The 12,172-nt window shown below is 60.9% G+C and carries 10 protein-coding genes; 3 read left to right on the top strand and 7 right to left on the bottom strand.

From position 1 onward, the window contains the following. Nucleotides 1-199 precede the first annotated feature (199 nt). Nucleotides 200-1,147, bottom strand: coding sequence for an alpha/beta hydrolase (locus OQK_RS12375; protein WP_016772669.1), 948 nt, complete (start codon nucleotides 1,145-1,147; stop codon nucleotides 200-202). Nucleotides 1,148-1,246: 99 nt separating this feature from the next. Between OQK_RS12375 and OQK_RS12370 the strand changes: the two genes are divergently transcribed. Further along, nucleotides 1,247-1,825, top strand: coding sequence for a DUF6436 domain-containing protein (locus OQK_RS12370; protein ID WP_016772668.1), 579 nt, complete (start codon nucleotides 1,247-1,249; stop codon nucleotides 1,823-1,825). Nucleotides 1,826-1,927: 102 nt separating this feature from the next. Next, on the top strand, nucleotides 1,928-4,336 hold the full coding sequence (locus OQK_RS12365; protein WP_016772667.1) for a penicillin acylase family protein: 2,409 nt from the start codon (nucleotides 1,928-1,930) through the stop codon (nucleotides 4,334-4,336). 201 nt (nucleotides 4,337-4,537) lie between these two features. Here OQK_RS12365 and OQK_RS12360 read toward each other — a convergent pair whose 3' ends face one another. Next, nucleotides 4,538-5,503: a GlxA family transcriptional regulator gene (locus OQK_RS12360; RefSeq protein WP_016772666.1), complete on the bottom strand. Its 966-nt coding sequence runs from the start codon at nucleotides 5,501-5,503 to the stop codon at nucleotides 4,538-4,540. Between the two features lie 311 nt (nucleotides 5,504-5,814). Here OQK_RS12360 and OQK_RS12355 point away from each other — a divergent pair, with 311 nt between their 5' ends. After that, on the top strand, nucleotides 5,815-6,456 hold the full coding sequence (locus OQK_RS12355) for an HD domain-containing protein (protein ID WP_016772665.1): 642 nt from the start codon (nucleotides 5,815-5,817) through the stop codon (nucleotides 6,454-6,456). Between the two features lie 176 nt (nucleotides 6,457-6,632). On the opposite strand, the gene OQK_RS12350 is transcribed toward OQK_RS12355, so the two are convergent. From OQK_RS12350 to OQK_RS12330, 5 genes are all read right to left on the bottom strand, one after another. Then, nucleotides 6,633-7,523: an ABC transporter permease subunit gene (locus tag OQK_RS12350; RefSeq protein ID WP_016772664.1), complete on the bottom strand. Its 891-nt coding sequence runs from the start codon at nucleotides 7,521-7,523 to the stop codon at nucleotides 6,633-6,635. Further along, nucleotides 7,520-8,401: an ABC transporter permease subunit gene (locus OQK_RS12345; protein WP_177318487.1), complete on the bottom strand. Its 882-nt coding sequence runs from the start codon at nucleotides 8,399-8,401 to the stop codon at nucleotides 7,520-7,522. Before OQK_RS12345 ends, OQK_RS12350 begins: the two co-directional genes overlap by 4 nt. A gap of 35 nt (nucleotides 8,402-8,436) precedes the next feature. Beyond that, on the bottom strand, nucleotides 8,437-9,579 hold the full coding sequence (locus OQK_RS12340) for an ABC transporter ATP-binding protein (protein ID WP_016772662.1): 1,143 nt from the start codon (nucleotides 9,577-9,579) through the stop codon (nucleotides 8,437-8,439). Nucleotides 9,580-9,642: 63 nt separating this feature from the next. Further along, nucleotides 9,643-10,740 (bottom strand): polyamine ABC transporter substrate-binding protein, encoded by a 1,098-nt coding sequence (locus OQK_RS12335; RefSeq protein WP_038860901.1) that lies wholly within the window; start codon nucleotides 10,738-10,740, stop codon nucleotides 9,643-9,645. Between the two features lie 186 nt (nucleotides 10,741-10,926). After that, a complete protein-coding gene (locus tag OQK_RS12330; protein WP_016772660.1) occupies nucleotides 10,927-12,039 on the bottom strand; it encodes a polyamine ABC transporter substrate-binding protein in 1,113 nt (370 codons plus the stop codon). Between the last annotated feature and the right edge of the window lie 133 nt (nucleotides 12,040-12,172).

The raw sequence follows: 12,172 nt of genomic DNA, 5'->3' as shown, positions 1-12,172 counted from the left end.
AAGAATTTGCGACGTTTGCCGAGTCGACCGAGGGCAAGGCTTACTACCAGGCGGCACTGGCGGCGATTCGGGCGGGGTTGGCGGTCGGGCAGTGATGTTCGGTGCCTGAAAGATCACATCGCGAGCAGGCTCGCTTCCACAGGTTGTAATGCATTCCACTGTGGGAGCGAGCCTGCTCGCGAAGAGGCCCTCCCAGGCATTAGAGATTCCGGCCCCTGATCCGCTTGCTCAAGAATTCGAAATACTCCTCACGCATCTCCGCCGTTTCATTGGCCAGGTGATGCCGTGCCTCGGCCAACAGCAGAATCTGCGGCCGGTCGAACTTCCATTTCAACACCTGCAGATTATGCTGCCAGTCGACAGTCATGTCCGCCTGCCCCTGAATGATCAGCGGCCGTCGCGGACTTTTTTTCGCGTGCTCGACGCGGATGATCCAGCGCGACAGCGCGCCCACCCATTTGGTCGGCAGGCGCCTTGGCTGTAACGGATCGGCCTGCAGAAACGGCAGGAAATCCGGATCGTTGGAGTTCTCGCTGAAGCGTCGCACGACCCCGCGTACAAACGGCCGCAGCAGGTAATAACTCAACTGCGACCAGGCCCACGCCCTCGGCCTTACCAATGGCGCCAGCAGAATCACCTGCCCTTGCGCCGGACTGTTCTCGCCATGGTTGAGCAGGTGATCGACGACAATCGCGCCACCGGTGCTCTGCCCGCACAAATGCCAAGGCTGTGGCAGCGCGATCGAGTTCGCTTCAGCGAACAGCGCCTGCAACACATCCTGGTATTCAGAGAAATCACGAATGCTCGCCCGTGGCCCGCTCGACAGACCATGGCCCGGCAAGTCGCAGGCAATCACGGCGAAATCCTGATCCAGCGCCCACTCGATCACATGCCGGTACAGGCCGATGTGATCGTAGTAACCGTGCAGCAGAAACAACGTCGCCTTGACCTTCTCCGGCCACCAGCAATGGCTGACCAGCTCGTAGCCATCGACTTCGAAACGGCCCATGCCGCGCCAGACATCGCGCTCGGCGAAGTCGGTCTTGTAGAAGCGCTGATAAGCCTTCGCCTCATCCGATAACGGCTGCCACTCGGCCAATGGCTTGAGGCTCGCGCGTAAATGATCGGGGTCGAAAGTATCAGGCATGCGGGTATTCCAGAGCGGTAAACGGACTTTATCGGCCTGCGATATTCATCTGTAGAGGCAGACATGGCAAGCTAGCCGGCCTTTCGAGGATCGAAAACCATGCGTTCGCCCTACCGCACCGCACTGTTCGCCAGCCTGCTCGCGCTGATCTGCGCCGGGGTGCTGTGGACGGCATATGACTGGTTTCAGGGCCGCTATCTGCGCGCGTTCAGCGAACATACGGCCGTATTTTCCGGCGACCCGCTGCGCCTGCCGGACAACCTCGCCGGGCCGGGCAATATTCGTCTTGTGCACTTCTGGGACCCCGCCTGTCCGTGCAATGTCGGCAATCAACAGCACCTGAGCGAGATGGTCGAACAGTTCGGCCCTCGCGGCGTGGAGTTCTTCGCCGTGCAAAAGCCCGGCAGCCACGGCCAGTTACCCGCCACCCTCGCCAGCCTGAAAACCATCATCGTCCTGCCCGGCGCCGAACAGATCCCCGCCAGCCCCGCCGTGGCGATCTGGGATCGTAGCGGTAAACTCGCCTATTTCGGCCCGTACAGCGAAGGCCTGACCTGCAACTCCAGCAATAGCTTTATCGAACCGATCCTGCATGCGCTGACGGAAGATCGCCCGGTCAATGCCACGCATACGCTGGCGGTGGGTTGTTATTGCCCGTGGCCGGCGGACGCGAAGTAAGGCATTCCGGACTTTTCAAGGACAGCGCTGCACCGCACAGATGCTCTGTGCTAAATGTTTGCAGCCCGACGGGCGGCCTTTTCGCCTGCACAAGGAGTCACCATGAAGCGTGCGTTGATCGTCGTTGCCTTGCTCATCGTTGTCCTGCTCGGCGCCGCCGGCGGGTATATCTACAGCAAGCAGCCGACGCGCCAGGGCCAGGTCGAGCTGCGCAATCTGCAAGGCTCGGTGACCGTGCGCTACGACGAGCGCGGTGTGCCGCATATCCGCGCCGAGAACGAAACCGACCTCTATCGCGCCCTCGGTTACGTGCACGCGCAGGACCGCCTGTTCCAGATGGAAGCCATGCGTCGCCTCGCCCGGGGCGAGCTGGCCGAAGTGCTCGGGCCGAAACTGCTCGACACCGACAAACTGTTCCGCAGCCTGCGCATCCGCGAGCGTGCGGCCAGTTACGTCGCCAGCCTCGACAAGCAGTCGCCGGCATGGAAGGGCCTGCAAGCCTATCTGGACGGCATCAACCAATATCAAGACAGCCACGCCGCGCCGATCGAGTTCGACGTGCTGGGCATCCCCAAGCGGCCGTTCACGGCCGAAGACAGCATCAGCGTCGCCGGTTACATGGCCTACAGCTTTGCCGCCGCGTTTCGCACCGAGCCGCTGCTGACCTACGTACGCGATCAGCTCGGCGCCGATTACCTCGATGTGTTCGATCTCGACTGGCAGGCCAAAGGCGTTCTGGCCACCGATCACACCCGGCACGCACCGGCCCTTGCCGCCGGCGACTGGCAGGACCTCACCGCCCTCGCCCGCCTCAGCGAACAGGCGCTGCTCGACAACGGCCTGCCGCAGTTCGAGGGCAGCAACGCCTGGGTGATTGCCGGCAGCCGCAGCCAGAGTGGCAAGCCGTTGCTGGCCGGCGATCCGCATATCCGCTTTTCGGTGCCGTCGGTGTGGTACGAGGCGCAGCTGTCGGCGCCGGGTTTCGAGTTGTACGGCCATCATCAGGCACTGGTGCCGTTCGCGTTTCTGGGACACAACCTCGATTTCGGCTGGAGCCTGACCATGTTCCAGAACGACGATCTCGACCTGATCGCCGAGAAGGTCAACCCGGACAACCCCAATCAAGTCTGGTATCGCGGTCAGTGGACCGAGATGCTCGTCACCGAACAACAGATCAATGTGAAGGGGCAGGCGCCGGTGACCCTCACCTTGCGCCAGTCCCCGCACGGCCCCATCGTCAACGATGCCCTCGGCAGTGCTGCCGGCAAGACCCCGATTGCGATGTGGTGGGCGTTCCTCGAAACACCCAACCCGATCCTCGACGGCTTCTACCAGCTCAACCGCGCCGACACCTTGGCCAAGGCCCGCGCGGCAGCGGCCAAGGTGCAGGCGCCGGGCCTGAATCTGGTGTACGCCAACGCCAAAGGCGATATCGCCTGGTGGGCCTCGGCCCTGCTGCCCAAACGTCCGGCCGGGGTGCAACCGGGCTTCATCCTCGACGGCAGCACGGCTGAGGCGGACAAGGACGGCTATTACCCGTTCAGCGCCAACCCGCAGGAAGAGAACCCGGCGCGCGGCTATATCGTCTCGGCCAACTTCCAGCCCGTGTCGCCGACCGGCATGGAGATTCCCGGGTACTACAACCTTGCCGATCGCGGTCAGCAGCTTGACCGTCAGCTCAGCGACAACCGGGTGAAGTGGAGCAACGAGGCCAACCAAAAACTGCAATTGGGCACGGCGACCGGTTACGGCCCGCGTCTGTTGGCGCCGCTGTTGCCGGTGTTGCGTGAGGTGGTCAGTGATCCGGCGCAGCTGAAACTGGTCGAGCAACTGGCGCAGTGGCCTGGCGACTATCCGCTGAATTCGATCAGCGCGACGGTGTTCAACCAGTTCCTCTACGACCTTGCCGATGCGGCGATGCGCGATGAGTTGGGCAATGACTTCTTCGAAACACTGCTGTCGACGAGGGTGATCGATTCGGCGCTGCCACGCCTGGCGGCCAAGGCGGATTCACCGTGGTGGGACAATCGCAGCACGCCAGCCAAAGAAACCCGCGCCGATGTCGTGCGCACGGCGTGGGCGGCAAGCATGGCGCATCTGAAACTGACCCTCGGCGATAACGTGGCCGGTTGGCAGTGGGGCGCGGCGCATACCCTCACCCACGGCCATCCGCTGGGGCAGCAGAAGCCGCTGGATCGCCTGTTCAACGTCGGCCCGTTCGCAGCGCCGGGCAGCCACGAAGTGCCGAACAACCTCTCGGCGAAGATCGGCCCGGCGCCATGGCCGGTGACCTATGGACCGTCGACGCGACGTCTGGTGGATTTCGCCGATCCGGTGCATGGCCTGACGATCAACCCGGTCGGCCAGAGTGGCGTGCCTTTGGACACTCACTATGACGACCAGGCCGAGGCGTATGTGGAGGGGATTTATGTGCAGGCGCATTTCAGCGAGGAAGAGGTGCTGGCGAATACGCGCAGTACGTTGAAGCTGCTGCCTGCGCGCAAGCCCTGAAGAGCCCCTCACCCTAGCCCTCTCCCAGAGGGAGAGGGGACCGATTGGGGGATATTCATGAGAAACGCCGACGTGAAAGATTGGCGCCGAATCCATAATCGATAAGGTCTTTCAGGTCGATGTAACACGCCAGACACTGCAGTCGGCTCCCTCTCCCTCTGGGAGAGGGCTGGGGTGAGGGCTTTCGAGCTCAAGCCCGGATCAAACATTCAGCGCAAAATTCATCCGAAACTGCTGCGGCGTCACGCCTAATCTGCGGTTGAACACACTGCGCATATGCTGCGCATCACGAAACCCGCACTGATAGGCCACGGTCTTCAGCGGCGCCGTGGTGCTTTCCAGCATGACCCGCGCCGCATCCACCCGCGCCCGTTCGACAAACTCCGCCGGGGTCACTTTCGCTTCCCGCGCAAACATCCGGGAGAAAGTGCGCGCACTCATGTTCGCCGCATTGGCCAGATCGGCGATCGTCAGATCGCCAGTGAGATTGGCCAGCACATACAACTGCACCAGCGCCACCGCTGACGTCGGCTCGGCATGCGGCGTGAGGAACGGGCTGAACTGCGATTGCCCGCCCGAGCGCTGGGTGAAGACCACCAGCCGTTTCGCCACACTCAGCGCGACCTCGGCACCGTGGTCGCGCGCCAGCAGGTACAACGACAGATCGATGCCCGCGGTGACCCCGGCCGAGGTATAGAGCGCGCCGTCCTCGACATACAGGCGATCCGCCTCGACCCGCGTGGTCGGGCACAACTGCGCCAACGCCTCGGCATCGTTCCAGTGCGTGGTGACAGTGCGCCCCTCGAGCAAACCGGCGCGGGCGAGCATGAACGCACCGTTGCAGATCGAGCCGAAACGCCGGGCGCGGCCACAGGCTTCACGCAGCCAGGCATCGAACGTGGGGCCAAAATCCATGAACGGCAATTGCGGGCCGCCGGCGACCAGCAACAGGTCGGGGCTATCCTTTGCTTCGCTGAAGTGGCAGTGGGCGTTCAGGCTCATGCCGTTGGAACAGGCCATCGGTCCATGCTCGACGCCGATCACTTGCAAGCGATAGTGATCCTGCGGCGCAAGAAAGCGGTTGGCTTCGGCGAACACGTCCATCGGGCCGCTGACGTCCAGTGACTGCACGCCGGGGAACACCACAATGGCGACGGATTTGTTCATGACTGAAACGTCCTCGATCCTTTGGCAAACACACAAACCTGTGGGAGCGAGCTTGCTCGCGAAGAGGCCAACACACGCAACATAGCTGTCGAATGAGAAACCGCTTTCGCGAGCAAGCTCGCTCCCACATGGGCCATGTCCAACTGGTTGATCGAGCTAACCCTGGCCAGCCCACACCCGACAAGTGAGCTTGGCACGATTTGCAGGTGCAATGGCAAGGATCGCAGCCATGACTCGATTGTTCGCTTGGCGCGCGGGGAACAGACTTTCTCCAGCAGCGCCACGACGGCGTTTTCGACGAGGAAACCGTTATGACCAGCACCATCGCCGGCATCAAGATCCCTGACAGCGCCCTCGCCCGGGCCACCACCGAATACATCCGCGACATCGAATCCGACCTGCTTTATCACCACTCGCGCCGGTTGTTTCTGTTCGGTGCCCTGAGCGGCGAGCGCCAGCAATTGGCCTATAACCCGGAGCTGCTGTATGTCGGGGCGATGTTCCACGACCTTGGTCTGGTCGCAGGTCATCGCAGCGATGACGAGCGCTTCGAAGTGGACGGCGCTAATGCCGCCGCAGCCTTTCTCAAACCGTACGGGCTGAGCGACGACGACATCGAGCAGGTGTGGCTGTCGATCGCATTGCACACCACGCCGGGCGTACCCAGGCATCTGCGCCCGACCGTCGCGCTGGTGACCGCCGGGGTGGAGATGGACGTGCTGGGCATGGACTACGCGGCGTTCAGCAGCGTGCAGCGCGAAGCGGTGGTGCATGCGCATCCACGTGGGGAAGGTTTCAAGGAGTGCATCATCTGCGCGTTCGCCGACGGCTTGCGTCATCGCCCGCATACCACGTTTGGCAATGTGAAGACTGATGTGCTGGTGGATCAGGAGCCGGGGTTCAAACCGATGAATTTCGTCGAGGTCATCCGCCAGTCTCCCTGGACTGCTTAAAACCAGATTTGGAACTGGGCCCTGTGGCGAGGGGATTTATCCCCGTTGGGTTGCGAAGCGACCCCCAAAAAAAAAGGCCTGCTGCGCAGTCCATCGGGGATAAATCCCCTCACCACAAAAGCACGCTCCCACATTTTGATTTGGGTTGGCCTCGGGAGTGAAACCAACCCGCCGGCTCACACAGTCTGTGGCGCAGGCGCGCGACGTGCGTCCGGTTGCTTCCACGAATCAGCCGCGCTTTCTTCGATGGCTTGCTGGATGGCTTTCTTGCGGGCTTCTTCGGCGCGGCGGCTGAAGAACCAGACGAGGAAGGTCACCAGCGACACCGCCAGCAGAATCAGACTGGCCACGGCGTTGATTTCCGGCTTCACACCCAGGCGCACCGCCGAGAACACTTCCATCGGCAGGGTCGTCGAACCCGGGCCGGACACGAAGCTTGCCAGGACCAGGTCATCCAGCGACAGCGCGAACGACATCATCCCGCCCGCCGCCAGCGACGGCGCGATCATCGGGATGGTGATCAGGAAGAACACCTTCCACGGCCGCGCGCCCAGGTCCATCGCCGCCTCTTCGATCGACAGGTCCAGCTCACGCAAGCGCGCCGACACCACCACCGCCACATACGCCGCGCAGAACGTGGTGTGGGCAATCCAGATGGTGACGATGCCGCGCTCCTGCGGCCAGCCGATCATCTGTGCCATGGCCACGAACAGCAGCAACAGCGACAGACCGGTGATCACTTCCGGCATCACCAGTGGCGCAGTCACCAGGCCGCCGAACAGCGTGCGGCCCTTGAAGCGGGTGATACGGGTCAGCACGAAGGCGGCCAGGGTACCCAGTGCCACCGCAGCAACCGCGGTGTAGCAGGCGATTTCCAGCGAGCGCAGCACCGAGCCCATCAGTTGCGAGTTGTCGAGCAGGCCGACGTACCACTTGATCGACCAGCCGCCCCACACCGTCACCAGTTTCGAGGCGTTGAACGAGTAGATCACCAGGATCAGCATCGGCAGATAGATGAACAACAGACCCAATACCAGCATCAGGCTGGAGAAACGGAAGCGCTTCATTCTTTACCCTCCATTTCCTTGGCCTGACTGCGGTTGAACAGAATGATCGGCACAATCAGGATCGCCAGCATCACTACCGCCAGCGCGGACGCCACCGGCCAGTCGCGGTTGTTGAAGAATTCTTGCCAGAGCACCTTACCGATCATCAGGGTTTCCGGGCCGCCGAGCAGTTCCGGGATCACGAACTCGCCGACCACCGGAATGAACACCAGCATGCAGCCGGCAATGATCCCGTTCTTGGACAGCGGAATGGTGATTTTCCAGAAGCTGTTGAACGTGCTCGAACCCAGATCGGACGCGGCTTCCAGCAGACTCTGATCGTGTTTGACCAGGTTGGCGTACAGCGGCAGGATCATGAACGGCAGGTACGAATAGACAATCCCGATGTACACCGCCAGGTTGGTATTGAGAATCTGCAGCGGCTCGTCGATCAGGCCCATGCTCATCAGGAAGCCGTTGAGCAGGCCGTTGTTGCTGAGGATGCCCATCCACGCGTAGACGCGGATCAGGATCGCCGTCCAGGTCGGCATCATGATCAGCAGCACCAGCACCGTTTGCAGCTCTTTGCGCGCGCTGGCGATGGCGTAGGCCATCGGATAGCCGATCAGCAGGCAGAGCAAGGTGCTGATAAAGGCCATTTTCAGCGAGCCAAGATAGGCCGCGATGTACAGCTCGTCGTCACCAAGCAACGCGTAGTTGCCTAGGTTCAGTAGCACTTGCAGCTTCTGCTCGGCGTAGGTGTAGATCTCGGTGTAAGGCGGGATCGCCACGTCGGCTTCGGCGAAGCTGATCTTCAGGACGATGAAGAACGGCAGCATGAAGAACAGGAACAGCCAGATGAACGGCACCCCGATGACCATCTGCCGGCCATTGGGGATGATTCGGTTTATACGGCGTTTGAATTTGCGCATGTTCATGAGCGAAGCACCACGCCGCTATCGTCTTCCCACCACACGTAGACCTGATCGCCCCAGGTCGGACGCGCGCCGCGACGTTCGGCGTTGGCGACGAACGACTGCACCAGTTTGCCGCTCGGCAATTCGACGTAGAACACCGAGTGCCCGCCCAGATAGGCGATGTCGTGGACCTTGCCGCTCGACCAGTTGTATTCGCAGGTCGGCATGTCGGCGGTGACCAGCAGTTTTTCCGGGCGAATCGCGTAGGTGACCGACTTGTCCTGCACCGAGGTGCTGATGCCGTGGCCGACGTAGATCTGCCGGTCGAGGTCCTTGCAGGTGATGGTCGCGTGGCCTTCGGCGTCGTCGATCACTTCGCCTTCGAAGATGTTGACGTTGCCGATGAATTCGCAGACCAGACGGCTGGTCGGGGTTTCGTAGATGTCGATCGGGCTGCCGATCTGCGCGATCCAGCCCAGGTGCATGATCGCGATGCGCTCGGCCATGGTCATGGCCTCTTCCTGGTCGTGGGTCACCATCACGCAGGTCACGCCGACGCGCTCGATGATTTCCACCAGTTCCAGTTGCATCTGCGAACGCAGTTTCTTGTCCAGTGCGCCCATCGGTTCGTCGAGCAGCAACAGCTTCGGGCGCTTGGCCAGCGAGCGGGCCAGGGCCACGCGCTGACGCTGACCGCCGGACAGTTGATGCGGCTTGCGCTTGGCGTACTGGCTCATCTGCACCAGCTTGAGCATCTCGGCCACGCGGGCGTCGATCTCGGCCTTGGGGATCTTGTCCTGCTGCAGGCCGAAGGCGATGTTCTGCGCCACGGTCATGTGCGGGAATAAAGCGTAGGACTGGAACATCATGTTGATCGGACGGTCGTACGGCGGCATGTCGGTGATGTCGACGCCGTCGAGGAAAATCCGCCCTTCCGTGGGCCGTTCGAAGCCTGCAAGCATCCGTAGCAAGGTGGATTTGCCCGATCCCGAACCGCCGAGCAGGGCAAAAATTTCGCCCTTCTTGATTTCCAGGGACACGTCGTCCACGGCAATCGTCTCGTCGAACTTCTTCGTGACCCGGTCGATTTTGACCAGCACCTGTTTTGGTGTCTGGTCGCCCTCGAGGGCTTTCTTGTAGGCGCCGGAGGCAACTGCCATTTACGAAACTCCCAACAGAAGCAGCAGTTCGCCCCGCAAGACGAACCCTGGATAGTTTGTGCGTTATTTGCCCGACTTGACCTTGGTCCAGCTGCGGGTCATCAAACGCTGAATATTGGCTGGCAACTCGGTCGACACGTAGGTCTTGTCGAGGACTGCTTGCGGTGGGTAAACCGCTTCATCGGTGCGAATGGATTGTTCCATCAGCTTGTCCGAACCCGGGTTGGGGTTGGCGTAACCGACGTAATCACTGACCTGGGCGATCACCTCAGGTTTCAGCAAATAGTTGATGAAGGCGTGGGCTTCCTTGACGTTGGACGAATCCTTGGGGATCGCCAGCATGTCGAACCACAGCGCGCCGCCCTCTTTCGGAATCGAATAGGCGATGTTGACGCCCTTCTTGGCTTCCTCGGCACGGTTCTTCGCCTGGAAGATATCGCCGGAGAAACCGATGGCCACGCAGATGTCGCCGTTGGCCAGATCGCCGATGTACTTCGAGGAATGGAAATAGGTCACGTATGGACGCACCGCGAGCAACTTGGCGGTGGCCTTTTCATAGTCTTTGGTGTTGGTGCTGTTGGCGTTCAGGCCCAGGTAATTGAGCATGGTCGGCATCATTTCATCAGCCGAATCGAGGAACGCGACACCGCAGCTGTGCAGCTTCTTGATGTTTTCCGGCTCGAACAGCACGGCCCAGGAATCGATCTTGTCGATACCGAGCACGGCTTTGACTTTGTCGACGTTGTAGCCGATGCCGTTGGTGCCCCACAGATACGGCACAGCGTAGAGGTTGCCGGGATCGTTCTGCTCCAGGCGCTTGAGCAGCACCGGGTCGAGGTTGGAATAATTCGGCAGTTGCGCCTTGTCGAGCTTCTGGAACGCGCCCGCCTTGATCTGCTTGCCGAGGAAGTGGTTCGACGGCACGACCACGTCATAACCGGTGCGCCCGGCGAGCAGCTTGCCTTCCAGGGTTTCGTTGGAATCGAAAACGTCGTAGACCGGTTTGATCCCGGTCTCTTTCTCGAAGTCGGCCAGGGTCGATTCGCCGATGTAATCGGACCAGTTATAAATATGCACCGTACCGGCGGCCTGGGCTCCGACAGCGATTGTCAGGCCGGCAGCGGCCAGCAGGGCTTTGCGCAAAGAAGAAAATACAGGCAAGTGGAGGTCCTCTAAATTGATTGGGCCCAAGTTGCCCCGCGCTGCATGACAGCCATGGCTGCCCGACAACAAAACCGGCGCGCAACTTACCCTCGAAAAACCGATCCAGCAAAACTTTCTGTCATTTAATTATCCGCTGGCCGCCGTCGCGACGACGACGGCCAGCGGTTGTGGCGACAAACCGGCTTATTTGCCCGATTTGATCTTGGTCCAGCTGCGGGTGATCAGACGCAGTGTGGCGGCGTCCAGATCGCTGATCGCATAGAGCTGCTTCTTCACTTCAGCCGACGGGTAGATGCTCGGGTCGCTGGTGATGTCCTTGTCCACCATAGGCGTCGCCGCCTTGTTGCCGTTCGGGAAACGCACGGCGTTGGTGATGCCGGCCATCACTTGCGGCTCCATCAGGTAGTTCATGAACTTGTAGGCGGCTTCGACGTTTTCGGCATCCTTGGGAATGGCGACCATGTCGTAGAAAGTACCGGCGCCTTCTTTCGGAATGGTGTAGGCCAGTTTGACCTTGTCACCGGCTTCCTGAGCGCGGGTCTTGGATTGCTCGAGGTCACCCGAGTAACCGACGGCGACGCAGATGTTGCCGTTGGCCAGGTCGGAGATGTACTTGGACGAATGGAAGTAGGCGACCGAAGGACGGATCTTCAGGAACAGGTCTTCGGCGGCTTTCAGGTCAGCCTTGTCCTTGCTGTTGGTCGGCTTGCCCAGATAGTGCAATGCCGCCGGAATCATTTCGGTCGGGGCATCGAGGAAGCTCACACCGCAGCTTTTGAGTTTCTCGATGTTTTCCGGCTTGAACACCACGTCCCACGAATCGATCTTGTCGATGCCCAGCGCAGCCTTGACCTTGGCCGGGTTGTAGCCGATGCCGATCGAGCCCCACATGTACGGGAAGGCGTGTTTGTTGCCCTGGTCGCTGGCATCGCCAACGGCCTTGAGCAGGTCTTCGTCGAGGTTTTTCCAGTTCGGCAGCTTGGACTTGTCCAGCTCCTGGTAAACGCCGGCCTTGATCTGCTTGGCGAGGAAATTGTTGGAAGGCACCACGATGTCGTAACCGGACTTGCCGGCCAGCAGCTTGGCTTCCAGGGTTTCGTTACTGTCGAAGACGTCGTAGACGACTTTGATCCCGGTGGCTTTTTCGAAGTTGGCCACGGTGTCCGGCGCGATGTAGTCGGACCAGTTGTAGACGTGCAGTACCTTGTCGTCCGCGTGCACCGCACCCGCCATCATGCCCGCCATGGACAGCGCGAGCAGAGTCTTGCCAGCTAGCTTTTTACCTAATGCCTTCATGCGTCATGCTCCAAATTTTTCTTTTTTGAACCACTTTGTTCAGCGGCCGAACCCGGACAACTGGAACCGCGGCTAGTCTGGCAAGATCCGAGGCGGTCTTTCAACAAAAGACCAGCCTTTCTGACAGCTTTGA

This window comes from Pseudomonas sp. R62, from assembly GCF_000257605.1.
Taxonomy (GTDB): Bacteria; Pseudomonadota; Gammaproteobacteria; order Pseudomonadales; family Pseudomonadaceae; genus Aquipseudomonas; species Aquipseudomonas atacamensis.
The sequence above is the reverse complement of the archived record's forward strand: the minus strand, read 5'-3'. Positions and strand labels throughout refer to the sequence as shown.

Excerpts from the sequence above, each read along its gene's own strand:
- OQK_RS12370 (WP_016772668.1), top strand. The coding sequence starts at position 1,247 with ATGCGTTCGCCCTACCGCACCGCACTGTTCGCCAGCCTGCTCGCGCTG.
- OQK_RS12365 (WP_016772667.1), top strand. The coding sequence starts at position 1,928 with ATGAAGCGTGCGTTGATCGTCGTTGCCTTGCTCATCGTTGTCCTGCTC.
- OQK_RS12360 (WP_016772666.1), bottom strand. The coding sequence starts at position 5,503 with ATGAACAAATCCGTCGCCATTGTGGTGTTCCCCGGCGTGCAGTCACTG.
- OQK_RS12355 (WP_016772665.1), top strand. The coding sequence starts at position 5,815 with ATGACCAGCACCATCGCCGGCATCAAGATCCCTGACAGCGCCCTCGCC.
- OQK_RS12330 (WP_016772660.1), bottom strand. The coding sequence starts at position 12,039 with ATGAAGGCATTAGGTAAAAAGCTAGCTGGCAAGACTCTGCTCGCGCTG.
- OQK_RS12340 (WP_016772662.1), bottom strand. The coding sequence starts at position 9,579 with ATGGCAGTTGCCTCCGGCGCCTACAAGAAAGCCCTCGAGGGCGACCAG.
- OQK_RS12350 (WP_016772664.1), bottom strand. The coding sequence starts at position 7,523 with ATGAAGCGCTTCCGTTTCTCCAGCCTGATGCTGGTATTGGGTCTGTTG.
- OQK_RS12375 (WP_016772669.1), bottom strand. The coding sequence starts at position 1,147 with ATGCCTGATACTTTCGACCCCGATCATTTACGCGCGAGCCTCAAGCCA.